The sequence below is a fragment of the Pseudomonas sp. DR 5-09 genome (assembly GCF_001655595.1).
GTDB lineage: Bacteria > Pseudomonadota > Gammaproteobacteria > Pseudomonadales > Pseudomonadaceae > Aquipseudomonas > Aquipseudomonas pharyngis.
This window is the reverse complement of the sequence record NZ_CP011566.1, coordinates 2,529,666-2,552,491: the sequence shown is the minus strand read 5'-3', so window position 1 is coordinate 2,552,491 and position 22,826 is coordinate 2,529,666. Positions and strand designations below refer to the sequence as shown.

25 protein-coding genes are annotated in these 22,826 nt (G+C 63.1%); 17 read left to right on the top strand and 8 right to left on the bottom strand.

The genetic code is table 11. The annotated features are described in order from the left end of the window. Nucleotides 1-16 precede the first annotated feature (16 nt). The 5 genes from PDR5_RS11465 (at nucleotide 17) to PDR5_RS11445 (ending at nucleotide 4,015) form a co-directional block, all read left to right on the top strand. Entirely contained in the window at nucleotides 17-1,099 is a 1,083-nt protein-coding gene (locus PDR5_RS11465) for a bifunctional transcriptional activator/DNA repair enzyme AdaA (protein ID WP_064595455.1), read from the top strand. A gap of 23 nt (nucleotides 1,100-1,122) precedes the next feature. After that, complete coding sequence (locus PDR5_RS11460; RefSeq protein WP_064595452.1) at nucleotides 1,123-1,920, top strand: isocitrate lyase/PEP mutase family protein; 798 nt, start codon at nucleotides 1,123-1,125, stop codon at nucleotides 1,918-1,920. 3 nt (nucleotides 1,921-1,923) lie between these two features. Then, nucleotides 1,924-2,541, top strand: coding sequence for a DNA-3-methyladenine glycosylase family protein (locus PDR5_RS11455; RefSeq protein ID WP_064595450.1), 618 nt, complete (start codon nucleotides 1,924-1,926; stop codon nucleotides 2,539-2,541). Between the two features lie 87 nt (nucleotides 2,542-2,628). Further along, complete coding sequence (locus PDR5_RS11450) at nucleotides 2,629-3,117, top strand: GFA family protein (protein WP_064595448.1); 489 nt, start codon at nucleotides 2,629-2,631, stop codon at nucleotides 3,115-3,117. 100 nt (nucleotides 3,118-3,217) lie between these two features. Continuing rightward, on the top strand, nucleotides 3,218-4,015 hold the full coding sequence (locus PDR5_RS11445) for a MipA/OmpV family protein (protein WP_082934391.1): 798 nt from the start codon (nucleotides 3,218-3,220) through the stop codon (nucleotides 4,013-4,015). 6 nt (nucleotides 4,016-4,021) lie between these two features. Here the strand turns inward: PDR5_RS11445 and PDR5_RS11440 are convergent, their stop codons facing one another. Then, complete coding sequence (locus tag PDR5_RS11440) at nucleotides 4,022-5,227, bottom strand: molybdopterin molybdotransferase MoeA (protein WP_064595444.1); 1,206 nt, start codon at nucleotides 5,225-5,227, stop codon at nucleotides 4,022-4,024. Beyond that, the gene (gene moaB, locus PDR5_RS11435) at nucleotides 5,224-5,763 is read right to left on the bottom strand and encodes a molybdenum cofactor biosynthesis protein B (protein WP_039770868.1); all 540 of its coding nucleotides are present in this window, start codon (nucleotides 5,761-5,763) and stop codon (nucleotides 5,224-5,226) included. Before moaB ends, PDR5_RS11440 begins: the two co-directional genes overlap by 4 nt. 298 nt (nucleotides 5,764-6,061) lie before the next feature. Here moaB and PDR5_RS11430 point away from each other — a divergent pair, with 298 nt between their 5' ends. The 8 genes from PDR5_RS11430 to PDR5_RS11395 all read left to right on the top strand — a co-directional run bounded on the left by PDR5_RS11430 (nucleotide 6,062) and on the right by PDR5_RS11395 (nucleotide 14,051). Continuing rightward, nucleotides 6,062-6,961, top strand: coding sequence for a LysR family transcriptional regulator (locus tag PDR5_RS11430; protein ID WP_064595441.1), 900 nt, complete (start codon nucleotides 6,062-6,064; stop codon nucleotides 6,959-6,961). Nucleotides 6,962-7,120: 159 nt separating this feature from the next. After that, entirely contained in the window at nucleotides 7,121-7,963 is an 843-nt protein-coding gene (gene fdhD, locus PDR5_RS11425; protein ID WP_007957029.1) for a formate dehydrogenase accessory sulfurtransferase FdhD, read from the top strand. After that, nucleotides 7,960-8,445 (top strand): cyclic pyranopterin monophosphate synthase MoaC, encoded by a 486-nt coding sequence (gene moaC, locus PDR5_RS11420; RefSeq protein WP_039770876.1) that lies wholly within the window; start codon nucleotides 7,960-7,962, stop codon nucleotides 8,443-8,445. Before fdhD ends, moaC begins: the two co-directional genes overlap by 4 nt. Then, nucleotides 8,442-8,693, top strand: a complete 252-nt coding sequence (locus PDR5_RS11415; RefSeq protein WP_064595439.1) for a MoaD/ThiS family protein — start codon at nucleotides 8,442-8,444, stop codon at nucleotides 8,691-8,693. The genes moaC and PDR5_RS11415 overlap by 4 nt, the downstream gene beginning before the upstream one ends. A 3-nt stretch (nucleotides 8,694-8,696) precedes the next feature. Next, nucleotides 8,697-9,158 (top strand): molybdopterin synthase catalytic subunit MoaE, encoded by a 462-nt coding sequence (gene moaE / locus PDR5_RS11410; RefSeq protein ID WP_064595437.1) that lies wholly within the window; start codon nucleotides 8,697-8,699, stop codon nucleotides 9,156-9,158. Between the two features lie 328 nt (nucleotides 9,159-9,486). Beyond that, nucleotides 9,487-10,830: a chromate efflux transporter gene (gene chrA, locus PDR5_RS11405; RefSeq protein ID WP_064595436.1), complete on the top strand. Its 1,344-nt coding sequence runs from the start codon at nucleotides 9,487-9,489 to the stop codon at nucleotides 10,828-10,830. 425 nt (nucleotides 10,831-11,255) lie between these two features. Further along, the gene (locus tag PDR5_RS11400) at nucleotides 11,256-12,620 is read left to right on the top strand and encodes a glutamine synthetase family protein (protein WP_064595435.1); all 1,365 of its coding nucleotides are present in this window, start codon (nucleotides 11,256-11,258) and stop codon (nucleotides 12,618-12,620) included. A gap of 147 nt (nucleotides 12,621-12,767) precedes the next feature. Further along, nucleotides 12,768-14,051, top strand: a complete 1,284-nt coding sequence (locus PDR5_RS11395) for an NAD(P)/FAD-dependent oxidoreductase (protein ID WP_064595433.1) — start codon at nucleotides 12,768-12,770, stop codon at nucleotides 14,049-14,051. Between the two features lie 112 nt (nucleotides 14,052-14,163). Here PDR5_RS11395 and PDR5_RS11390 read toward each other — a convergent pair whose 3' ends face one another. The 3 genes from PDR5_RS11390 to PDR5_RS11380 are packed head-to-tail and all read right to left on the bottom strand — an operon-like array spanning nucleotide 14,164 to nucleotide 16,090. Continuing rightward, a complete protein-coding gene (locus PDR5_RS11390; RefSeq protein ID WP_064595431.1) occupies nucleotides 14,164-14,949 on the bottom strand; it encodes a DeoR/GlpR family DNA-binding transcription regulator in 786 nt (261 codons plus the stop codon). Between the two features lie 42 nt (nucleotides 14,950-14,991). Then, nucleotides 14,992-15,189 (bottom strand): hypothetical protein, encoded by a 198-nt coding sequence (locus PDR5_RS11385; RefSeq protein WP_064595429.1) that lies wholly within the window; start codon nucleotides 15,187-15,189, stop codon nucleotides 14,992-14,994. Between the two features lie 7 nt (nucleotides 15,190-15,196). Further along, on the bottom strand, nucleotides 15,197-16,090 hold the full coding sequence (locus tag PDR5_RS11380; RefSeq protein WP_172829478.1) for a LysR family transcriptional regulator: 894 nt from the start codon (nucleotides 16,088-16,090) through the stop codon (nucleotides 15,197-15,199). 84 nt (nucleotides 16,091-16,174) lie between these two features. Between PDR5_RS11380 and PDR5_RS11375 the strand changes: the two genes are divergently transcribed. Beyond that, the gene (locus PDR5_RS11375; protein ID WP_064595425.1) at nucleotides 16,175-16,951 is read left to right on the top strand and encodes an NAD(P)H-dependent oxidoreductase; all 777 of its coding nucleotides are present in this window, start codon (nucleotides 16,175-16,177) and stop codon (nucleotides 16,949-16,951) included. 25 nt (nucleotides 16,952-16,976) lie between these two features. On the opposite strand, the gene PDR5_RS11370 is transcribed toward PDR5_RS11375, so the two are convergent. Further along, nucleotides 16,977-17,492, bottom strand: coding sequence for a transporter suffix domain-containing protein (locus PDR5_RS11370; RefSeq protein WP_064595423.1), 516 nt, complete (start codon nucleotides 17,490-17,492; stop codon nucleotides 16,977-16,979). 131 nt (nucleotides 17,493-17,623) lie between these two features. Between PDR5_RS11370 and PDR5_RS11365 the strand changes: the two genes are divergently transcribed. From PDR5_RS11365 to PDR5_RS11355, 3 genes are read left to right on the top strand one after another with little or no spacing between them, the layout of a single operon-like run. After that, nucleotides 17,624-19,177: an efflux transporter outer membrane subunit gene (locus PDR5_RS11365; protein WP_082934390.1), complete on the top strand. Its 1,554-nt coding sequence runs from the start codon at nucleotides 17,624-17,626 to the stop codon at nucleotides 19,175-19,177. After that, on the top strand, nucleotides 19,170-20,267 hold the full coding sequence (locus tag PDR5_RS11360) for an HlyD family secretion protein (protein ID WP_064595420.1): 1,098 nt from the start codon (nucleotides 19,170-19,172) through the stop codon (nucleotides 20,265-20,267). Before PDR5_RS11365 ends, PDR5_RS11360 begins: the two co-directional genes overlap by 8 nt. After that, entirely contained in the window at nucleotides 20,257-21,294 is a 1,038-nt protein-coding gene (locus PDR5_RS11355) for a DUF2955 domain-containing protein (protein ID WP_064595418.1), read from the top strand. The genes PDR5_RS11360 and PDR5_RS11355 overlap by 11 nt, the downstream gene beginning before the upstream one ends. On the opposite strand, the gene PDR5_RS11350 is transcribed toward PDR5_RS11355, so the two are convergent. Next, the gene (locus PDR5_RS11350) at nucleotides 21,279-21,719 is read right to left on the bottom strand and encodes a YMGG-like glycine zipper-containing protein (protein ID WP_064595416.1); all 441 of its coding nucleotides are present in this window, start codon (nucleotides 21,717-21,719) and stop codon (nucleotides 21,279-21,281) included. The genes PDR5_RS11355 and PDR5_RS11350 overlap by 16 nt on opposite strands. 78 nt (nucleotides 21,720-21,797) lie before the next feature. Further along, nucleotides 21,798-22,817, bottom strand: a complete 1,020-nt coding sequence (locus tag PDR5_RS11345) for an AbrB family transcriptional regulator (protein ID WP_064595414.1) — start codon at nucleotides 22,815-22,817, stop codon at nucleotides 21,798-21,800. Nucleotides 22,818-22,826: the final 9 nt, after the last annotated feature.

Sequence of the window (22,826 nt, the reverse complement as noted above, 5' to 3'; positions counted from 1 at the left end):
GTTTTATCCTCGGCCCATGAACATACAGACCGCTGTCCTGCCCCCTCACGCCGAAATGGTTCGCGCCATGCTCGAACGCGACACCGCCTATGAAGGCGTGTTCTTCACGGCCGTGAAAACCACCGGGATCTTTTGCCGCCCCAGTTGCACCGCGCGCAAGCCGAAACCGGAAAATGTCGAGTTCTTCGCCCACGCTGACGAATGCCTGTCCGCCGGTTACCGCGCCTGCTTGCGCTGTAAACCGCTGGATGCTGCCGCCATCGCTCCGGATTGGGTGCAGCGGCTGCTCAAAGCCGTCGACGCCGATCCGGAACTGCGCTGGAGCGATGCGCAATTGCTCGCCGAGGGCATCGAGCCGCTGAAATTGCGGCGCTGGTTCAAGCAGCATTTCGGCATGACCTTCCACGCGTGGCTGCGCACCCGCCGGCTCGGCATGGCGTTGGGCGGGATCAAGCAAGGCACGTCCATCGACCACGCCGCGTTCGATTCCGGCTATGAATCCCTCAGCGGTTTTCGCGATGCGTTTCAGAAATCGTTCCACATCACGCCGGGACGCGCGGCAGCCAGCGAGCCGCTGCTGTTCACTCGCCTGACCACGCCGCTGGGGCCGATGATCGCCATGGCCGAACGCCGTGGACTGGTGCTGCTGGAGTTTCTCGACCGCCCGGCGCTGACCCGGGAAGTCGAGGAACTGCAAAACCGCTACGGCTACGTGGTCGCACCGGGGCACAACGCGCATTTGCAGCAGATCGAAAACGAACTGGCGCTGTATTTCGCCGGCAAACTGAGCGAATTCAGCGTGCCGCTGCACCTGCCCGGCAGCGAGTTTGCCCGCCAGGTCTGGGCTGCACTGCGGCAAATCCCCTACGGCCACACCAGCACTTACGGCACCATCGCCGCACGGCTGGGCAAACCCGGCGCCAGTCGCGCGGTGGGGCTGGCCAACGGGCAAAATCGGCTGTCGATCGTGGTGCCATGCCATCGGGTGATCGGTGCGGACGGCTCGCTGACCGGCTATGGTGGTGGACAACCGCGCAAGGCGTTTTTGCTCAGGCTGGAAAATGCCGCCGTGCAGCTGACGCAACCACTGGCTTTCTGAATAAACGACAAGAAGGGATCTCGATGAACGCGCTCGACACTCAGTTTCACCAGTTGCACCACGATGGCCTGCTGATCCTGACCAACGTCGCCGACGCCACAGGCGCGCGACTGGTCGAGCAACTGGGTGGCAAAGCCGTCGCCACCAGCAGCGCCGCGGTCGCCCGGGCCCACGGATACCCGGACGGCAACACCCTGCCGCTCGAGCGGTTGATCAGCAGCGTGGAGTCGATTGCGCGAGTCATCAAAGTGCCGTTGAGCGTGGACATCGAGGCCGGTTATTCCGATGACCTCGACCGGGTCGCTGAAGTGATCGATGCCGTGATCGCTGCGGGTGCGGTCGGGATCAATATCGAAGACGGCAGCGGCACGCCGGAACTGCTGGTGCGCAAGATCGAAGTCGCGCGACAAGTGGCCGACAAGCGCAATGTGAAGCTGTTTATCAATGCCCGCACCGACGTTTATCTGAAAAGCCTGGTGCCTGCCGAGGATCGCGTCGCCGAAACTCTGCACCGCTCCGCGCTTTATCAGGCAGCCGGGGCCGATGGGTTGTTCGCTGCCGGGGTGACGTCCTCCTACGAAATCGAAGCGATCTGCAAAGGTACGACCCTGCCGGTCAACGTCCTGGGCTTCGCTTGCCTGCCCTCTCCCGAAGAACTGCAAACCCTCGGCGTGCGCCGCTTGAGCGCCGGCTCCGGCATCGCCGAGTTCATGTACGGCGCAATGGGCTCACTGGTGAAGAGTTTTCTCGCCAGCGGCAAGCTCGACACCCATGACCTCAAGGCCTTCACCTATGGCGAAGTCAACGGTCTGCTGAAGTAACTCATGCCCGATTCCTACCAACCGGCCAGTGATTTTCTGGCCAGCCTCGACGCCGACTGGCAGCGCCACATCGCTGCGGTCGGCCCCTGCCTGCACCAGCCGCACCCGGCGCGCGATCCTTATGAGTCGCTGGTGCGGGCGATTGCCTATCAGCAACTGCACGCCAGGGCTGGCGATGCAATTGTCGGGCGGCTGGTGGGGTTGTTTCCCGGGCAGTCGTTTCCGCGTCCGGAGCAGATTCTGGCGACGGACTTCGACCGACTGCGCAGTTGCGGGTTTTCGGCGGGCAAGATTGCGACGATTCAGGGGATTGCCCAGGCGACCCTGGACGGTGTGGTGCCGGATTACTCGACCGCGCTGGTGATGGAGGACGAAGCGCTGATCGAGCGTCTGGTCAGCCTGCGCGGGGTTGGGCGCTGGACGGTCGAGATGTTGCTGATTTATAGCCTGGAACGCCCGGATATTCTGCCGGCGGATGACTTTGGGGTTCGCGAGGGGTATCGGCGGTTAAAGGGGCTGGAGGTGCAGCCGACGCGCAAGCAGATGATTGACATCGGATTGGCGTGGAGTCCGTTTCGCACCGTGGCGGCATGGTATTTGTGGCGGGTAGCCAAGCCGTAGAACGCGTTATCGCTCATCGCGAGCAGCACACTCACCCCCATCTCTTCTAGGCTGAACCGCACCGACCAAAAACACCGGAGGCCACTCATGCACCTCGAAGGCTCCTGCCACTGCGGCGCGGTTTCATTCACCCTCGACAGCACCCACCCCTACCCTTATCAGCGCTGCTACTGCTCGATCTGCCGCAAGACCCAGGGCGGTGGCGGCTATGCGATCAACCTCGGCGGCGATGCGGCCAGTTTCAAGGTGCGCGGGCGTAAACACATCACGATCTACCACGCGAAAATGAAAGACGAAGGCGATGCCCGCGCCCACCGCAGCAGCGCCGAGCGGCACTTCTGCTCGCAGTGCGGCAGCGGCCTGTGGCTGTTCAGCCCGGAATGGCCGGAGCTGATCCACCCGTTCGCTTCGGCCATCGACACACCGCTGCCGGTGCCGCCGGAACACACTCATCTGATGCTCGGCTCGAAAGCCCCGTGGGTCGAAGTGCAGGCGAGCGCCAGGGACCAGCAATTCGAGGTCTACCCGGAAGAATCCATCGCCCAATGGCACGAACGACTGAAATTGACCCGATAACCGCCTTCACAGTCTTTGACAGTTTCCCGACAAAGCTGCCAAAGATTGCCGGCCGCCCCCTCACTAGCATGGGCGCATCCAATCTCCCCTCGGGTGCCCCATGCCGGTTTCGTTACGCACATTTTCGTTGTCCCTGACCTCCCTCTGCCTGCTGCTGCCGGGCGACTCGCTACGCGCCGAAGACTGGCACGCCACCCTGCGCGCCGGTGCCGCCAGTGCGCCGCGTTACAGCGGCAGTGATGAGCGGGTGGTGGCGCCATTGGTGGGTGTCGAAATCGTCAGCCCTTACGGCGTGTTTCTCGACAGCAGTCGAGGCCTCGGCTGGGGCTTCGACGAAGAGGATTTCGGCCTCAGCGTCTACGTCGGCGCCAGCGACGTGCGCAAGGATCGCAAGACCGGATTCAAAGGCTCGGACGAGCTCAACGGCATGGGTTCGATCAAGTCTCGCCCGGTGATCGGGCTCGACGGCACGTATCACATGGGCCCGATCATCCTCGGCGCGAGTTTCGAGCATGCGCTGGAAAAGGATGACGATGACCATGACACCGGCTCATCGTGGAACCGCCTCAAGCTGAGCATCAGCGCGCCGCTCTACGAAGGACGTTTCGGCAAAGTCACCGGCGGCCTCAACAGCCAGTTCGGCGACAGCAATTACATGCGCACCTGGTACGGCGTCAGCGATGCCCAGGCCTCGCGCAGTCAGTTCCGCGCGTACAAGGCCCGGGCCGGATTGGTCAGTCGCGGCGCGGATCTGACCTGGTCGTTGCCGCTGGATGAACAATGGAGCGTGTCGACCGTGCTGGCGGTGCAGTACCTGAGCCACGAAGCGGCCGACAGCCCGATTGTCGAACGCCGGTTGCAGACCTCGCTGGCCGGACAAGTGGTCTACAGCTTCTGATCGCGCTCAGAACAGCTCGCCGAACGGAATGAAACTCAGCGGATCACCCATCTGCAAGGTGCTGTTCTCGGGGATTTCCACCAACCCATCGGCCCAAGTCGTACCGAGCAGAACCCCGGAACTCTGGTTCGGATACGGCGCCGCCTGCCCGCCCTCCAGACGCACCCGCAGGTATTCGCGACGGCTGCCGGGTTTCGGCCAGTCGAAACCGGCGTTGACCGTGAAGCTCAGCGGCATCACCTCTTCCACGCCTTGAATGCGCAGCAGATACGGGCGCGCCAGCAGACCGAAGGTCACCAGCGCCGAGGTCGGATTGCCGGGCAGACCGATCACCGGCACTGTGCCGAAATGGCCGACCGTCAGCGGTTTGCCGGGTTTGATCGCGAGTTTCCACAGCAGCGGTTTGCCGTTGTCACGCAGCACCTGACCGAGGCAGTCGGCGTCACCGGCAGACACGCCGCCGGTGGTCAGAATCAGATCGGCTGCCACTTGCAGTTGCTCGAGTTTGAGCCGGGTCTGCGCCGGACGATCGGGCAGAATCCCGGCGTCGATCACTTCGCAACCCAGTTCACGCAACCAGTGGTCGAGCAAGGTGCGGTTGCTGTTGTAGATGCTACCGGGACGCAAGGGCTGGCCCGGTTCCACCAGTTCATCCCCGGTCGACAGCAACGCCACGCGCGGACGACGCACCACTGGCAAATGGGTCATGCCCTGCCCTGCGGCAACGGCCAGTTCGAACGGGCCGAGGCGTTTGCCGGCGCGCAGCAAGGTGTCGCCGACGCGGTTTTCCTGGCCCTGGGAACGGATGTTCTGGCCGACCTTCAGCGGTTGCAGGAAACGTACGCGACCGTCCTCCAGCACTTCGACGTTTTCCTGCATCTCCACGCAATTGGCGCCCATGGGCAACGGCGCACCGGTGAAAATCCGTGCGCAGGTGCCTGATAGCAAGGCGTCCGGCGCCATCCCGGCGTAGACCCGCTGCGACACGCTCAACGGCTGGCGTTGCAGATCGGCGAGGTTCAAGGCATAACCGTCCATGGCGCTGTTCGGCCACGGCGGCAGGTCGAGGGTGGCGACCAGATCGCTGGCCAGCACGCGCCCGCGCGCTTCATTGAGCGGCACCGATTCGCTGTCCGGCAGGCGTTGCTCATCAGCCATCGCCAGCAGTTGGTCGAGGGCGTCCTCGACCGGCATCAATCCCGGCTTGCTCATCCGCGCGGCCCGCAGGCTTGCACCGGCTTGAGGTGCGGAACGAAGTTGCACGGGCGGTGACGGTTATCCAGTTGTTCGGCGAGGATGCCTTCCCACGCAGTGCGGCAAGCGCCGGTGGAACCCGGCAGGCAGCACACCAGCGTGCCGTTGGACAGCCCCGCCAGCGCGCGGCTTTGCACGGTCGAGGTGCCGATATCGAGAATCGAGATGGCGCGGAACAGTTCGCCGAAACCGTCGATCTGCTTGTCCAGCAGGCAAGCCACGGCTTCCGGTGTGCTGTCACGCCCGGTGAACCCGGTGCCGCCGGTGATCAGCACCACTTGAATGCCGTCGTCGGCGATCCACTGCGCGACCTGGGCGCGGATCTTGTACAGGTCGTCCTTGAGCAGGTTGCGTTCGCTCAAGGTGTGGCCGGCCTCCAGCAGGCGGCTGACCAGCAACTGGCCGGAGGTGTCGCTGGCGTAATCGCGGGTATCGCTGACCGTCAGCACGGCAATATTCAGGGGAACGAACAAGGCATCCGATTTCACACTCATGGCACTCTCCGGCCGTCGTCAATTCAATGGATGACGAGCCTAAGTGCCGCCTGTAAGGACTGTCTAATCACTCTGGCCAACCACACTATCGACCTGCTCTATCGGTGATTTTCTTCAGCCCCTCGACCACTGTCCGGCCTAATAAAACCGGGGGTCATCGAAACCCTCGATAGGCTCTTAGACACTGCCGATTGGACGAAAAAAACCATCAGTGGGATCGTCGTTCCCTGCGCTTTCCGTGCGCTGTACGCATCTGCGTCAATACTCAATCAAAATTCCTTATCGAGCAGGTGCCGTCGTGGACATCAAACAACTCAAGTTCCTGATCGCGCTGGACGAAACCCGCCACTTCGGCCAGGCCGCCGCGCGCTGCCACATCACCCAGCCGACCCTGTCGATGCGCCTGCGCAATCTGGAAGACGAGCTGGATCTGGTGCTGGTCAATCGCGGCCAGCGCTTCGAAGGTTTCACCCAGGCCGGCGAGCGCGTACTGGCCTGGGCCCGCACGCTGCTGGCGGCCCACGACGGGTTGTTTGCCGAAGCCGCTGCCTGCCGGGGGCAACTGGTGGGTAGCCTGCGCCTGGGGCTGGTGCCGCTGAGCAACTTCAATCCGGTCAATTACATCCAGGGTTTGTCCGGGACTTATCCGGAGCTGAAATACAGCCTGTCGTCGCTGAGTTCGGACGAGATCATCGAGGGCCTGGGCAACAATCAGCTGGACCTAGGCGTGTGTTATCTGGACCACGTCAACCCGAACTATTTCGAGTTCTTCGAGATTGGCGAAACCCGTGTCGGCCTGCTCTACGACACCCGCCACTTCCATTTCGAAGGCCCGGAAATGAGCTGGGAAGACGCCGCCGAACTGCCGCTGGGGATGATCACCACCGGCATGCACTACCGAAAATCCATCGACCTGAGTTTCCGCAGTCGCGGGCTCAATCCGCAGCCGATCCTGGAAAGCGATTCGACCTATCAACTGCTGCAGGCGATTCACCAGGGCTTCTGCTGCTCGATCATGCCGCTGGACAGCGGGCTGCAAGAACCGATCGAGCACCTGGCCTTCATCAATTTGCCGGATGCCAGCGTGCTCGCGCCGCTGGGGTTGGTGATGCGCAAGACCGAACCGCGCTCGGCGATTGCCGAGAAGTGTTTTGCCGAGGCGCGCAAGATGTTCGGGATCGAGGCGCCCGCCGTTTAACCCTCCCCAAGTTGCCTGAAACGCTGCACTTCGGTGCAGGGTCTTCACGTTCGCCTGCGGTCATCGACCAAGCCAATCACTGCATCGGAACAAGCGATTGGACGCACTTTTCCCTGCCCCGTAGCCTGAACCCACTTCAGCGCTTCGGGGATTTTCAGGATGCTGTGCCAAGTTGAACAACTCATCGAACCGGGCGACGCCAACGCCCCCGCGCCACAACCGGCGCAAGTGGCCTACCGCGAATACCTCGACGACGCGCCGGTGTCACACGCGGCGCTGGCGGCCGAAATCGCTTTGGCCATCAGCTACAACGGTTTGAATCAGGCCGTGATGATGGTCTCGCCAGGCAACATCGAAGACTTCATTCGCGGCTTCAGCCTGAGCAATGCCATCGTCGACCGCCTCGACGATATCCACGACATCCGCCTGACCCATTTCGACCAGGCCTGCCAGGCCGACGTGCAGATTTCCAGCCGCGCGTTCTGGGCCCTGAAGGATCATCGCCGGCAGATGGCGGGCACCAGCGGTTGCGGCCTCTGCGGCGTGGAAGCCCTTGAGCAGGCGCTGCCGCAACTGGAGATCCTGACCCCGACACCGTTGCCACCCGCCGCGCATTTCAACGGCATCCGCCAGCGCATCGAGCAGGCCCAGCAACTGGCCCGCAGCAGCGGTGCCCTGCACGCGGCGCTGTACTTCGACGCCGACGGCGAAGCGCTGTTGTGCCGCGAAGACATCGGCCGCCACAACGCCCTCGACAAGCTGATCGGCGCCTTGCAATTCGAAGGTCTCGATGCGCGTCAGGGCTTCGTCGTAGTCACCAGCCGTTGCAGCCTCGAACTGATCCACAAAGCCGTGCGCGCCCGCCTCGGCACCCTCGTGAGCCTGTCCGCCCCGACTGCGCTGACCGTGCGCTGGGCGCTAAAGCACCGCTTGAACCTGATCCACGTCCCGCACCGCAACGCCCCGCGAATCTACAGCCCGATCCAGGAGCCCACCGCATGAGCAACACCCTCACCCACCTCGACGATCAGGGCCGCGCCAACATGGTCGACGTCAGCGACAAAGCCGCCACCCGCCGCGAAGCCACCGCGCAAGCCTGGGTGCAGATGCGCCCGGAAACCCTGCAAATGATCCAGTCCAACGGCCACCCCAAGGGCGATGTGTTCGCCGTGGCGCGGATCGCCGGGATTCAGGCGGCCAAGCGCACCCATGAGTTGATTCCACTGTGTCATGCGCTGCTGCTCAGCTCGATCCACGTCGAGCTCAAGGCCTGCGAACCGGACCGCGTACAGATCACCAGCACCTGCCGCCTCACCGGCCAGACCGGCGTCGAACTCGAGGCCCTGACCGCCGCCAGCGTCGCCGCGCTGACGATCTACGACATGTGCAAAGCGGTGGACCGGGCGATGGTCATCGGCGACATCCGCCTGCTGAGCAAACAGGGCGGCCGCTCCGGCCACTTTCAATGGGAGAACCCGCAATGATTCTGATCAACTACTTCGCCAGCTACCGTGACCGGCTCAATCTGGGCGGTGAAAAGATTCCGGCCAGCGACACCCTCGCTTGTGTCGAAGACGTGCGGCAAATGCTGATGCAGCGTGGCGATGTATGGCGTGAAGTGCTTGGCGCCGGCAACCTGATGTGCGCGGTGAATCAGGAGCTGTGCCAGCCGGATCAGGTGATCGAGGATTTCGACGAGATCGCGTTTTTCCCGCCAGTCACGGGAGGTTGAGGCATGGGTGTTCGAGTCCAGCGTAAAGGCTTCGATGCCGGTCAGTTGATTTCCGACCTGCATGCGCGCAATCCACGGGTGGGCGCGGTGGTGAATTTCATTGGTTATGTACGGGATCTGAACGTCGGGCAGTCGGTGAACGAGCTGTTTCTGGAGCACTATCCGGGCATGACCGAGAAGGCTCTGGAGCAGATCGCCGAACAAGCTCGCGAGCGCTGGCCGTTGCTGGCGGTGGAGATTGTGCATCGGGTCGGCGCCCTGTCGGTGAGCGAGCCGATCGTGTTCGTTGGCGTCAGCAGCAAGCATCGGCATGCGGCGTTCGAGGCCTGTGCGTTCATAATGGACGTGCTGAAGACGCGTGCACCGTTCTGGAAACGTGAGACCACGCAGGAGGGTTCGCATTGGGTCGAGGCGCGGGAGAGTGATCAGAATGCGGCGGTTCGCTGGAGTTTGGCGCATGCCTGACGATCGAAAAGCCCTCACCCTAGCCCTCTCCCAGAGGGAGAGGGAACCGATTGGGGGATATTTCAGAAATACGCCGACCTGAACGTATAGCGTTGAATCCGGATACCGGTATGAGCGCGTAGCACTGAATCCGGATGCCAGCCTGAAGGCAGTGTGCCGAATCCATAATCGACTCGGACGCTCAGGTCGATGTATGACGCAAGACACCTCGGTCGGCCCCCTCTCCCTCCGGGAGAGGGCTGGGGTGAGGGTTGCAATCCGGATACCACTCCTTAACAAAAGCCTGATTAGATAGCCGCTCCACCACAACTCAACTCGGGAGCCGCACTTGAGCGAAACGCCAAAGGACTTGCCCCGTCCGCAACCCATCACCCTGCGCCAGGCCTGGCCGTTCTGGCTCAAACTCGGCTGCATCGGCTTCGGCGGCCCCGCCGGGCAGATCGCGATCATGCATCAGGAACTGGTGGAGCGTCGGCGCTGGATTTCCGAGCGGCGTTTCCTGCATGCGCTCAACTACTGCATGTTGCTGCCCGGCCCGGAGGCCCAGCAACTGGCGACTTACATCGGCTGGCTGCTGCATCGCACCCGTGGCGGCGTGCTGGCCGGGGCGTTGTTTGTAATGCCATCGTTGCTGATCCTGATCGCCCTGTCGTGGGTGTACATCGCGTTCGGCGACGTACCGACGGTGGCCGGGGTGTTTTACGGAATCAAACCGGCGGTGACCGCGATTGTGCTGCACGCGGCCCATCGCATCGGCTCCCGAGCCTTGAAGAACAGCTGGCTCTGGGCGATCGCCGGAGCGGCGTTCGTGGCGATTTTTGCCTTCAACGTGCCGTTCCCGCTGATCGTGCTCGGCGCGGCATTGATCGGTTATTTCGGCGGACGCTGGGCGCCGCAGCGGTTCAGCAACGGCGGCCATCGCGGCGGCGAAAAATCCTTCGGCCCGGCGCTGATCGATGACGACACACCGCCGCCCGAACATGCGCAGTTCAACTTGCCAAGGCTGCTGCGTCTGGCGCTGATCGGTGCGTTGCTATGGTGTCTGCCCATGGCGTTGCTGACCGCGTTGTTCGGCTGGGACGGCACCTTCACGCAGATGGGCTGGTTCTTCACCAAAGCGGCGCTGCTGACGTTCGGCGGCGCCTACGCCGTGCTGCCCTACGTGTATCAGGGCGCGGTCGGGCATTACGGCTGGCTGACGCCAACGCAGATGATCGACGGCCTGGCCCTGGGCGAAACCACGCCGGGGCCGCTGATCATGGTCGTGGCGTTTGTCGGGTTCGTCGGCGCTTACGTGCAACCGACGTTCGGCCCGGAACACGCGTTCGCCGCCGGAGCCTTGGCCGCGACGCTGGTGACCTGGTTCACTTTTCTGCCCTCGTTCCTGTTCATCCTCGCCGGCGGGCCGTTGGTGGAGTCGACGCACAATGAACTGAAGTTCACCGCGCCGCTGACCGCGATCACGGCGGCGGTGGTCGGGGTGATCCTCAATCTGGCGTGTTTCTTTGCCTGGCATGTGTTCTGGCCCAATGGATTCGCGGGGCAACCGGACGTTTTCTCGATCCTGCTGGCCGTGGCAGCCGCTATCGCCCTGTTCTTTTTCAAGCGCGGGGTGATCGAGGTGTTGATCGTTTGCGCCCTCGTCGGGCTGGGGTTTTACCTGCTGCGCTGAACCGGGGTGCACGCCAACGCCTGCGGAAACAGGCGTTTACTTATCCGGGGATTCCCCCTTACTATCCAGCCACACCGGCCTGGCGGGACACTCCCGCCGCCGACGTTTTCCGCCAACGGAAACACGCGTCATGAGCACGTCACCACAACAATCAGAATCGTTGAACGTCTCTGCACTGTGCGCCCTCCTTCACAGGGGCCGCGCATGAATCGCATCGTCAATCTCCCCATGGCCCTGAGCCGTTCCAAGCTGCGTCACTCCGCACGCCCGCCGGATATCTGCCTGCCTGTCTGATCGCGTCGATAAAAAACCGCGACAGCTCCCCCTCTTTTTTCGATATCCCTGCCAGGACGCCCGCGCCTTTTGCCGAGCTGCGTCCGGCCCGAATCTGCGCGCCTGTGCGGCGCCATCGTGAGTGATTGATTATGAAGTTCGCAGCCATTGAAGACGCCCGTCACTTTCTCGAGCAGAACCCCGACATCGACATGATCGAGCTGTTCATCCTCGACGCCAACGGCGTGCCGCGCGGCAAGCTGTTGCACCGCGAAGAACTGCTCGCCGTGTACGAAAGCGGCCGCCCGCTGCCGAGCACCATTCTCGGCCTGACCGTGCATGGCGAAGACGTGGAAAACTCAGGCCTGGTGTGGGACGTCGGCGACATCGACTGCCGCGCCTACCCATTGGAAGGCAGTCTGGTGCGCCTGCCGTGGCGGCAGATTCCGACCGCTGCGGTGCAGGTCAGCATGCACCCGGAACAAGGCATGCCGGCGAGCATTGCCGACCCGCGTCACCTGTTGATCAAGGTCATCGACCGCCTGAAAGCCGAGGGCTACCACCCGGTGATGGCCTGCGAGCTGGAGTTCTATCTGCTCGACGCCAAACGCGATCACAACGGCCGTCCGCAACCGGCGCTGGATGCCGACGGTGGGCGACCGCGACACACGCAGGTCTACGGTTTGCGTGAGCTGGAGCAGATCGAACCGTTCCTTGCCGACCTCTACAGCGCCTGCAAACTGCACGGCATTCCGGCGCGTACGGCAATCTCGGAATACGCGCCGGGCCAGGTGGAAATCACCCTCGAACACGGCGATGCGCTGGAAGCAATGGACCAGGCCGTGCGCTACAAACGGCTGGTCAAAGCCGTGGCGCACAAGCACGGGATGCAGGCGACGTTCATGGCCAAACCGTTCGATCACCTGGCCGGCACCGGCATGCACATGCACGTGAGCCTCGCCGATGCCGAGGGGCGCAATCTGTTTGCCTCCGAAGACCCGGCGGGCACCCCGCTGTTGCGCACGGCGATTGGCGGGATGCTCGCGTCCCTGCTCGATTCGCTGCTGCTGTTCTGCCCGAACGCCAACTCCTACCGCCGTTTCCAGGCCAACAGCTACGCACCGCTGGCACCGACCTGGGGCGTCGACAACCGTACCGTCAGCCTGCGCGTGCCGGGCGGCCCGGCCAACACCCGGCACATCGAACACCGCATCTGCGGCGCCGATGCCAACCCCTATCTGGCAGCGGCAGCGATCCTGGCGGGCATTCATCGCGGGATAAAAGAAGACATCGATCCGGGTGAACCGGTGGAAGGCAACGGTTACGCGCAGGCGAAAGAGTTGCTGCCGACCGACTGGCTGACCTCGCTTACGGCGCTGGAAAATTCGGTGTGGGCGCGGGATGCCTTGGGGCAGGAATTTCTCGGGGTGTATCTGGCAGTGAAACGCGCGGAATACCGGCAGTTCATGGCCGAAGTGGGCGAGCAGGACTGGCGCTGGTACCTCACAGAGGCCTGACGCCTCCCACTGAACCCTGTGGGAGCCAGCCTGCTGGCGATAGCGGTGTGTCCTTCACCATCCATGTGTCTGACAGGCCCTCATCGCCAGCAGGCTGGCTCCCACAAGGATTGCACTCTGCCTCCCGAATTTTGCGTGGAACTAAAAATGACTGAACGCAGCAATTCCTACTACACCGCGACCCTCAACCGCGACACCGACTACCCGACCCTGCAAGGCCGGCACCAGGTCGATGTGGTGATCATCGGCGGCGGTTTCACCGGCGTTGCCACGGCCGTGGAACTGGCCGAAAAAGGCCTGAAAGTCGCCATCGTCGAAAGCCACAAGATCGGCTGGGGCGCCACCGGGCGCAACGGTGGACAGGTCACCGGCAGCCTGTCCGGCGACGGCGCGATGCGCAAACAGATGCGCAATACATTGGGCGATGAGGTCGACGATTTCATCTGGCACCTGCGCTGGCGTGGGCACGAAATCATCAAGCAACGGGTCGAGAAATATGCGATCGATTGCGACCTCAAGCACGGCCATTTGCATGCGGCATACAAGCCAAGCCATATGGCCGGTTTGCGCAGCGACTACGACGAAGCCGTGCGCCGAGGCATGGGCGATGAGGTCAGCCTGCTCGACCGCAGCCAGGTCCGTGATCTGCTGCAAAGCGATCTCTACCACGGCGCCATCAAGAACACCCGCAACATGCACCTGCACCCGCTCAACCTGTGCATCGGCGAGGCGCGAGCGGCGCAAAGCCTCGGCGCGCTGATCTTCGAAAACAGCGAAGTGCTGGAGATCATTCACGGCGACAGCCCTGCCGTGCGCACCGCCCACGGCCGGATCGACGCCAATCAGGTGCTGCTGGCCGGCGACGTTTACCACAAACTCGAACCGGGCCAGCTCAAGGGCAAGATTTTCCCGGCCATGGGCGGCATTGTCACCACCGAACCATTGGGCGATCTGGCCAAACAGATCAACCCTGAAGACCTCGCCGTTTACGACTGCCGCTTCGTGCTCGACTACTACCGCCTCACCGCCGACGGGCGCCTGCTGTTCGGCGGCGGCGCCAACTACAGCGGCAAGGACTCACGGGACATCGCCGGCGAACTGCGGCCGTGCATCGAACAGACCTTCCCGGCGCTCAAAGGGGTGAAGATCGACTACCAGTGGAGCTGCGCGATGGGCATCGTCATCAACCGCATTCCGCAACTGGGCAAGCTTTCGGACAACGTCTGGTATTGCCAGGGCTACTCCGGCCACGGCATCGCCACGACCCACATCATGGGCGAAATCATGAGCCGGGCGATCACCGGGCAGATGCAGCAGTTCGACACGTTTGCCGCGTGCTCGCACATTCGCGTGCCGATGGGCGATCTGCTGGGAAATCCGATGTTGGCGGCGGGCATGTGGTACTACCAGATGCTGGAAAAACTGCGCTGATAGGTCTGGCCCTATCGCCAGCAGGCTGGCTCCCACAGATTTTGTGTACGACGCACATTCACTGTGGGAGCCAGCCTGCTGGCGATGAGGCCACCGGCCTCACTGCAAAACCTCAGTCAGGCAACTGCTCCACCTCAATCCCCAACCGCCGGTAGTCCTCAATATTCCCCGACGCCACATGCCGCTCGGTGATCAGCGTGTGCAAGCGCTCGCACGGCGCGACCACAAACGGCTCCACCGCCCCGAGCTTGTCCGCCGTGGTCACGGCAATCACCCGCGCCGCGCAGTCGAGCAGCGCCTGCTTGACCGGCACTTCATCGAAATGCAGCGAGGTGATGCCCACCTCCGGATGAATCGCGCAGACCCCGGTGATCGCCAGATCCGCCTTGATCCCCGACAGCAGACGCAACGCCTCGTGACCGCCAGCCGACATGGTTTTGGGGTTCAACTGCCCGCCCGCCAGAATCACTTTGATGCCCGGATATTCTGACAACGCGATCGCCGTCATGGGTGAGGCAGTGACTGCCATGAGGCTGATGTCCCTGGGCAACGAACGCGCCACCTGCAACGAGGTGGAACCGGAGTCGAACATCACCGTCTGCCCGTTCCGCACCTGCTGCGCCGCCAATTGCGCCAGACGAATCTTCACCTCGTCGATCTCGTCCAGTCGGGTGAAGTAATCCTTGCCGGTGTCCTTGGGCCTCGGTAACGCGCCGCCGTGTACCCGCTGCACCAGTCCGGCGTTGTCCAGCTCGGCCAGATCGCGACGGATGGTGTCTTCAGACACCGCAAAATGCTGGCTCAACTCGGACGCCATGACCTTGCCGTCACGTTCGAGGATCAGAAGGATTTTCTGCCGGCGCAGGGAGGGAAGCTCGGAAGCGGAATGATCGTGCATGGTTTTGCCTGTTTGTGCTTTTAATTGCAGGTTTGTGCGAGCTTAGCCAAGCAAACCGGCAAACACAACGCCGGTATCAATGGCTTCGATCATTGGAATCACGAAGCCGAATTTTTTCTTTTGACCCGCCCCCGGCAGAATGGCCCCACTTTCAAAAGGACCAGGATGAACACCCCCATGAACCTCAATTTCGCTTTCGCCTGCATGGTCGTCGTGTCGTTTGCCATTGCCCTCGGCCACGCTTGATTCACACCGACGCCGCCAAGTGTTCGCGCAACCATCTGTGCGCTGGATCACGATGGGATCGTTCGCCCCAGAACATCGCCATCTCGTAGCCCGGCACCTCCAGCGGCGCAGCGACCACTTGCAGTGCAGGGTTGTCACGCACCAGGCGTGACGGCAGCATCGCCACCAGATCAGTGCTGGCGAGCACCGACATCACCAACAGAAAGTGCGGCACCGACAGCACGACTTTTCTCGACAGGCCCACTTCGGCCAGCGCCTTGTCCGTCACCCCGGAAAAGCCCCCGCCCTCGCGCGACACCATGACGTGTTCCAGCGCGCAGAACTGTTCGCGAGTCGGTCTGGCGTTCAGGCCCGGATGCCCGACTCGTCCGGCCAACACATAACGCTCGGTGAACAGCCGGCGCTGATACAACTCCAGTGGCGCGTCTTCGGTGATGTGCAATGCCAGATCGAACACCCCCTGCTCCGCCTGCTTGACCATTTCTCTGGGCATCAGGTCGATCACCGCCAGCCGTGTGCCCGGTGCCTGCCTGCGCAAACCGTTCAGGCCCGGCAGGACAATGGTCGACCCGCCGTAGTCCGTTGCCGCGATTTTCCAGGTATTCGTCGCTTGCGCCGGGTCGAACGGCCTGGCCGGCGCCACCGCTCGTTCCAGCGCCTCCAGTGCGTCCCGCAACGGCTCGCGCAGCTCATCCGCCCGCGCCGTCGGACGCATGCCTCGGGGGCCGGGCAGCAACAGCGGATCGCCGAAGATGTCCCGCAACTTGGCCAGATGCACGCTTACCGACGGCTGCGACAGGTTCAGCCGCTGGGCGGCACGGGTGACGTTGTGCTCCGCGAGCAACACATCGAGGGTCAGCAGCAGGTTGATATCCAGCCGTCTCAAATTATTCATGGCTATACCAGACATATCAGGCATTCATTTCCAATATACCCGGCAAACGTCGATCCTGCTGTCACACAGCAACGGAGCTTCAACATGAATGTACTTCTGGTCTATGCCCATCCCGAAGCGACCTCACTCAACGGCTCGCTCAAAGACTTCACCGTCCAGCGCCTGCAAGCCGCCGGCCATACCGTGCAGGTCTCCGACCTCTATGCGATGAACTGGAAAACCACCCTCGACGCCGATGACAGTCCCGGTCGCGACACGAGCCGGCCGTTTCATGCCTCCCTCGATTCGAAACTTGCTTTCGAGCAGGGCCGACAAGCCGCCGACATCGCCCGCGAGCAGGAAAAACTGCAATGGGCCGACGCACTGATCCTGCAATTCCCGCTGTGGTGGTTCTCCATGCCGGCGATTCTCAAGGGCTGGGTCGAGCGCGTGTATGCCTACGGATTTGCCTACGGCGTGGGCGAGCATTCCGATGCTCGCTGGGGCGACCGCTACGGTGAAGGCCACCTGAAAGGCAAGCGGGCCATGCTGATGGTCACCACCGGAGGCTGGGAATCACACTACAGCCCGCGCGGGATCAACGGCCCGATCGACGACGTGCTGTTCCCCATCCAGCACGGAATCCTCTACTACCCTGGCTTTGACGTGATGCCGCCCTTCGTGGTGTACCGCACCAGCCGGATGGATGAAGCCCGGTTTGCCCAGACCTGTGAGGCGCTGGGCACGCGGCTCGATGAACTGTGGAGCACGCGGCCGATCGCGTATCGGCAGCAGAATGGCGGTGATTACGAGATTCCGTCGCTGACCTTAAAGGACGACATTGCGCCAGGCAGCGAGGGCTTCGCCGCCCACCTCAAATGACACAGGGGGCTTATGCCCCCTGTTTTCATTCCGCCACCACCCGCGCCTTGCGCACGAACAACGCATGCACCTTGTCCCAGAAATTGCCGCCCAGCACGAAAAAGCTGCCGACGAACATCAAGTCGCCGAGCGCCTGCAACTGCCAGAGATTGGGCCGTACGCCCGGGAAGAAGTTGTCGAAATAAGGTTCCAGGAAGGACGACAGCAGCGGCAGGCAGAACATCACCACGCCGATCTTGTGGCGCATCGGGCTGACTTCGGCCACCGGGGTCGGAATCACGCCGGAAATGTAGTGGCCGATCGTGCGCTTGAGTTCGGCGAACCCGGCCTTGCCCATGACCGCGATCACCAGCAGCAACAGCACTTTATTACTGATGAACAACACCCCGGTCAGCGCCGCGACTTTCGAGCCCGGCACATCGAGGGCGGCGGCGATCGGCACCATCAGCCACGAACCGAGCATCAGGCAGATGATTGCCACGCCGACCTTGAAACGCCAACTGGCGCTGGTGGGGGCAAGCGGTTCTTGAGCAGTGTCCATGGCTTCCTACCTTTTTATCCGGGGCGGGGTTCGGTGGCGTTCGCCTGAAAAAGCGTAGCAGCTGATTGCTTCGAACAACCCGCAATCTGCGGTCTATGCTCCAGTGACATTTCCCGCTGGGGCCTCCCGGTATGCCTGCAACGCCAGCCCTGCTGATCCGTCCCGGCCACCTGCTGCTGCTCGGTGCGCTGAGCCTTGGCGGCTGCCTGCGGCTGGGCCCGGATTTCCAGCCGCCGGCGCAGGACTGGAGCAAGCAGTGGCAAAGTCCGGCGCTCGAGCAGGCCAGCGAACGCGGCACCGTGCCGGATCTGCGCCAGTGGTGGCAGGTGTTTGCCGATCCGATCCTCGACCGTTTGATCAGCGACGCCGAAGCCCACAACAGCAGCCTGAAAATCGCCGGCCTGCGGGTGCTCGAAGCCCGCGCGCAACTGGGCATTGCCGACAGCGGTCGCTACCCGCAGGTGCAACAGGCCAGCGCCGACAGCCTGTACATCGACCGCCGTCAGTCCGGCGGCAACAACCCGCAGGACTTGCACTTCTGGCAACACAGCGCCGCATTCGATGTCGGCTGGGAACTGGATTTCTGGGGCCGCTTCAGCCGCGCCATCGAATCCGCCGACGCCAGCTACTTCGCCGCCCAGGCCAACTACGAAGACGCCCTCGTGCTGCTGCGCGCTCAAGTGGCCGATACCTACTTTGCCCTGCGCACCACCGAAGCCCGGCTGCGGGTCGCACGGGAAAATGCCGCCCAGCAAAAACGCAATTTCGAGATCACCGAAAAACTCTTTCGCAGCGGCCAGACCGCCGAACTCGACCTGCAACAGGCCAGAACCCAATACCTCGGCACCCTGAGCAGCATTCCGGCGTTCGAAGACCAGTTGCTGCGCACCCGCAATGCACTGGCGGTGCTGGTCGGCCAGCCGCCCGGTGGCGCGGCGTTTCTGGCGGAACAACCAGGGCTGATTCCGCTGGTGGATCGCGCCGTGTTGCAGGACGTCCCGGCCAACCTGCTGCTGCGCCGTCCCGATGTGCGCGCGGCAGAGCTGAACGTGGCCGCGCAATCGGCGCTGGTCGGCGTGGCTGAAACAGAACTGTATCCCTCGCTGACCCTGCTCGGCAGCATCGTCTGGTCCAGCGACACCCTCGGCAGCACCCCGCGCAGCCTCGACCTGATCGGCGGCCCGAGCCTACGCTGGAACCTGTTCGATTACGGTCGCATCCACAACAACATCCGCGTACAGGATGCGCGCTTGCAGCAACTGATCGAAGCCTATCGCGACAAGGTCCGCCAGGCTGCCCGCGAGGCCGACGACGCCGCCAGCGGCCTGACCAAAGCGCTGGAGCGCGAACGCATTCTCGGCGAGGCCGAAGGCGCGGCGCGACGTTCGCTGGTGCTGGCCAACACTCAATATCGCGAAGGTTATTCAGACTTTCAGCGAGTGCTCGATGCCCAACGTGCGTTGCTGGAGCTACAGGACAACTATCTGGTCAGCCGCAGTAACGCCGTGAGCAATCTGATCGCCCTGTACCGTGCCGTCGGCGGTGGCTGGCAAAGCGCCGGGCCGCAGATTGATTCAGCGACCCGGCAGCAGATGCAGCGACGCACCGACTGGGGCGGTCTGCTGAGCGCCCCGCCGCCGCAACCGACCTATCCGATTCCCTCGCAGGTAGACCGCCATGAGTGATGAAGCGCCGCCGGATCCGGCGAAAAAAGGCATCCGCTGGGTGCTGCTGGTGATTGTGCTGAGCCTGGTCTGGTATCTGCTGGCCGACCGTTTTACGCCCTACACCCAGCAAGCACGGGTCGGCGCGTTCGTGATCCCGGTGGCGGCGGAAGTCGCGGGCCGGGTGATCAAGGTCAACGTGCGCAACAATCAGGACGTGCAGGCCGGCGACATCCTCTTCGAGCTCGATCCGCAGCCGCTGCAAATTGCTGTCGACCGGGCCCGCGCCGATCTGGAAAACACCCGGCGCACGGTCGGCGCCAGCACCGCGGGCATCGCTTCGGCACAGGCGTCGTTGCGGGCCGCGCAAGCCAATGAACTCAAAACGCGCCAGGACAATCGACGGCTGGAAGGCTTGTACAAAGAAGATCCGGGCACGGTTTCGGTTCGGCTGCTGGAAGTGTCCCGGGCCAATCACGAGGCCGCTGTCAGCCAGGTCGCCGCCGCTCGGGCCGAAGTGCTGCGCGCGCAGGAGCAGGAAGGCGGCAACACCGATACCAACGCCAAACTGCTCAGCGCCGCCGCCACGCTGGCCAAGGCCGAACTGGATCTGGCCAACACCCGCATTGGTGCGCGTTCGGCGGGCCTGATCACCGACCTGCGCACCGATGTCGGCCAGTTCGCCGCTGCCGGCAGCCCGGTGATGACGCTGATCACGATCCAGGACGTGTGGGTCAGCGCCGACCTCACCGAGAACAACCTCGGCCGGATCAAGCCCGGCACGCCGGTGTCGATCATCCTCGACGCCCTGCCCGGCGAAGTGCTCGATGGCCGGGTGCGCAGCGTCGGTTATGGCGTCAGCGTCGGCCAGACGCCGCCGCCCGGCACCCTGCCGACAATCCAGAACAGCCGCGACTGGCTGCGTCCGGCCCAGCGTTTTCCGGTGATCATCGAGTTCAGCGAAGAGGCGAAAAAGCGTCTGTTCGAGAGCCGTTCGATTCGCGCCGGCGGGCAGGCGGAAGTCATGGCGTTTCCCAACGAAGGCAATCTGCTCAATCCGCTCGGGCGGGTGTTTGTCTGGTTGATGAGCTGGCTGAGCTATGCCTACTGAGCGGCCTATTGAACGCAGCGTCCCGGCGCAACGTGCCTTGCGCCTGGCCTGCGGCACGGCGTTGTGCACCGCCGCCAGTTACGGTCTCGCCTTGCCGTTGTCGTTTCTGTCGCCGGTGCTCGCGGTGTTGCTGCTGGCCAGCATGCCCCGACCGTTGCCGGTGAAAATTGCGCTGATGCTGACGTTGGTCGCCGCATTCACCACCAGTCTCGGGCTATTGCTGGTGCCATTGCTGCGTTATTACCCGGCGTGCGGCGTGCTGCTGATTGGTGTAGGGCTGTTTCTGGTGTTCACCTACGGCTTGCGCGGCGGCAATGTGCTGATCATGACGTTTCTGGTGATCGGCATGACCATGATCTCCGCCGCCGGTTTCGCCTCATTCGAACTGGCCATGGCGGTGATCGGCGCGCTGGTCAAAGGCCTGTTGCTGGCCGTCGTCATCGTCGGCCTGAGCCACGTCCTGTTCCCGGAACCGGCCAACAGCCCCGCGCCACCACCCGCTCCCGCCCTGCCCGCCGAAGACGTGCCCCGCGTAGCGATGCGCGCAACGCTGATTGTGTTGCCGGCCTTCCTGCTGGTGCTGATCGACCCGGCCAGCTACCTGCCGATCATCCTCAAAGCCGTCAGCCTCGGCCAGCAAAGCACCACCACCCGCACCCACCACGCCGGACGCGAACTGCTCGGCTCGACCTTGCTCGGCGGACTACTGGCGGTGCTGTTCTGGTGCGCGCTGAGCCTGTTCGTGCACCTGTGGATGTTCTTCCTGTGGATGCTGCTGTTCGGGCTGTTGGTGGCGCGCAAACTCTATCGGCTGCACCCGACGCAGCTCACGCCGGGGTTCTGGCTCAACACCCTGATCACCATGATCATTCTGCTCGGCCAGTCGGTGGAGGACAGTGCAGCGGGCAAAGACGTCTACACCGCCTTCGCGGTGCGCATGGGGTTGTTCATTCTGGTGACGCTCTACAGCGGCGTGATGATGCACCTGCTCGTCGCGCACCGGGAAAGCCGTCAGGGCGTGACCTGATAACCCCGCCCTTGCAAGCAACCGGTGTAGGCGCTTGAACTGGCTGAAGCATCGGTTCGCCGCTGCTCACGCCGATCCTGCCGCTGCCGCGCACCGCCGACCACCGCACCGGCGGCAGCCGTCTCTTTGGCGCGGTTCTGGCGGTAATCCTGCTTGCGGTCATCGTCCACGGCTTCATAGAACTCGTCGTGCTGACGCCCGCGCACTTCAGCGGCAGTAGCGCCGGCCGCCGCACCCACGGCAGCGCCCTTCAGCCGACCACCGGCCTGGGGTGTCGACGTGGTTGAGGTGGACGCGATGGAATGGCAATCGTTGATGTCGATCTGGGTTTGCTGGGAAGTCTGGCCCTTGAGCGGGACGACGGATTCAGCGCTGGCCTGTGTGGCGCACAGGCACGCTGCGATGAAGAGTGAGAAGCGGAACATGATGACCTCCGACGCGGCGGGGTTGCCTGTGGGGCGGGGTAATCTGGGAGTGTAGTTCACGGGGCGCAATGCCCGTGTTCAGGCGTCTTCCCGCACCCGCCGAACCTGTACCAACAACGCCGGCGCAAAGTGCAGCACCACCATTCGCGCCAGATGGTGGGTGAGGATAAACACCACATTCAGCCCGCCGGCGAACGCGACAATGGCGATGGTTTCGATTGCCCCCGGCATGTAGGCCAGCCACAGCGACAACGCATCGCTGCCCAGCAACCGTGCCGCTGCCAATGCAAAAATCGCCGCGACCAGAATCATCAAACCCACCGACACCAACGCCGTGCGGCCATGACGTCCCAGTTCCGCGAGACCCAATCCCTGGAATCGGGAGCCGATCCGTACTCCGAGAATCAGCGCCGCCAGATTCAAACTCCAGTCCGGCATGTGAAAACCCTGCAGCCATCCCGATTTCACGAATACGGCGGTGATGATGATTGCTGTCAGCATGAACGGCGCCGGCACGCCAACGGCCAGCAGCAAACGCCCGACCACCACGCTCAAACCGATCACCGACAGCACGGTCAGCGCCATGCCCGTCGACAGCGGATCGACCTCGGCCACGGCAACCGGTGCCGTTCCCGGAATCAGCAAACTCACCAGCACCGTGATCAGCAGCAGGCGCATCAAGTGCACGATGATCACCTTGCTCGACGCCTGATGCGATTCCAGCAAATCGAACACCGCCGCCAGCGCACCCGGATACACGGCCAACAAGGCATCCGTGCGATTCCACCCCGCCCCGCGTGACAGCCACCAAGCGGCCAACGCCACTTGCACTGCCAGGCACAGCAGCAACACGCCGAGGCTCGGCAACATCGTCGATACCGTCGTACTGTCCCACGCTTCGAACATCAATCCGGTGGCGATACCCAGCGTGACCTGGATGTAGCCCAAGCCATAGGGCGTCGCTGGCGCGAATTTGAATTTGGTGACGACCAGTGCCGTCACAAGAATCGAACCCAACAGCAACCCGTGGGGCACGCCTTCGAACTGCAACAGTGCGCCGAAGCCGGCAGCAATCAACAAACACAGAATGGATTTCATGGTCGCCTT

Bases quoted from the DNA above. Each gene is read 5' to 3' on its own strand.
- PDR5_RS11395 (WP_064595433.1), top strand. From the start codon at position 12,768: ATGACTGAACGCAGCAATTCCTACTACACCGCGACCCTCAACCGCGAC.
- moaC (WP_039770876.1), top strand. From the start codon at position 7,960: ATGAGCAACACCCTCACCCACCTCGACGATCAGGGCCGCGCCAACATG.
- PDR5_RS11390 (WP_064595431.1), bottom strand. From the start codon at position 14,949: ATGCACGATCATTCCGCTTCCGAGCTTCCCTCCCTGCGCCGGCAGAAA.
- PDR5_RS11370 (WP_064595423.1), bottom strand. From the start codon at position 17,492: ATGGACACTGCTCAAGAACCGCTTGCCCCCACCAGCGCCAGTTGGCGT.
- PDR5_RS11415 (WP_064595439.1), top strand. From the start codon at position 8,442: ATGATTCTGATCAACTACTTCGCCAGCTACCGTGACCGGCTCAATCTG.
- PDR5_RS11465 (WP_064595455.1), top strand. From the start codon at position 17: ATGAACATACAGACCGCTGTCCTGCCCCCTCACGCCGAAATGGTTCGC.
- PDR5_RS11445 (WP_082934391.1), top strand. From the start codon at position 3,218: ATGCCGGTTTCGTTACGCACATTTTCGTTGTCCCTGACCTCCCTCTGC.
- PDR5_RS11360 (WP_064595420.1), top strand. From the start codon at position 19,170: ATGAGTGATGAAGCGCCGCCGGATCCGGCGAAAAAAGGCATCCGCTGG.
- PDR5_RS11355 (WP_064595418.1), top strand. From the start codon at position 20,257: ATGCCTACTGAGCGGCCTATTGAACGCAGCGTCCCGGCGCAACGTGCC.
- PDR5_RS11455 (WP_064595450.1), top strand. From the start codon at position 1,924: ATGCCCGATTCCTACCAACCGGCCAGTGATTTTCTGGCCAGCCTCGAC.
- PDR5_RS11450 (WP_064595448.1), top strand. From the start codon at position 2,629: ATGCACCTCGAAGGCTCCTGCCACTGCGGCGCGGTTTCATTCACCCTC.
- PDR5_RS11440 (WP_064595444.1), bottom strand. From the start codon at position 5,227: ATGAGCAAGCCGGGATTGATGCCGGTCGAGGACGCCCTCGACCAACTG.
- PDR5_RS11350 (WP_064595416.1), bottom strand. From the start codon at position 21,719: ATGTTCCGCTTCTCACTCTTCATCGCAGCGTGCCTGTGCGCCACACAG.
- PDR5_RS11345 (WP_064595414.1), bottom strand. From the start codon at position 22,817: ATGAAATCCATTCTGTGTTTGTTGATTGCTGCCGGCTTCGGCGCACTG.
- PDR5_RS11365 (WP_082934390.1), top strand. From the start codon at position 17,624: ATGCCTGCAACGCCAGCCCTGCTGATCCGTCCCGGCCACCTGCTGCTG.
- PDR5_RS11380 (WP_172829478.1), bottom strand. From the start codon at position 16,090: ATGAATAATTTGAGACGGCTGGATATCAACCTGCTGCTGACCCTCGAT.
- PDR5_RS11460 (WP_064595452.1), top strand. From the start codon at position 1,123: ATGAACGCGCTCGACACTCAGTTTCACCAGTTGCACCACGATGGCCTG.
- fdhD (WP_007957029.1), top strand. From the start codon at position 7,121: ATGCTGTGCCAAGTTGAACAACTCATCGAACCGGGCGACGCCAACGCC.
- PDR5_RS11400 (WP_064595435.1), top strand. From the start codon at position 11,256: ATGAAGTTCGCAGCCATTGAAGACGCCCGTCACTTTCTCGAGCAGAAC.
- moaB (WP_039770868.1), bottom strand. From the start codon at position 5,763: ATGAGTGTGAAATCGGATGCCTTGTTCGTTCCCCTGAATATTGCCGTG.
- moaE (WP_064595437.1), top strand. From the start codon at position 8,697: ATGGGTGTTCGAGTCCAGCGTAAAGGCTTCGATGCCGGTCAGTTGATT.
- PDR5_RS11375 (WP_064595425.1), top strand. From the start codon at position 16,175: ATGAATGTACTTCTGGTCTATGCCCATCCCGAAGCGACCTCACTCAAC.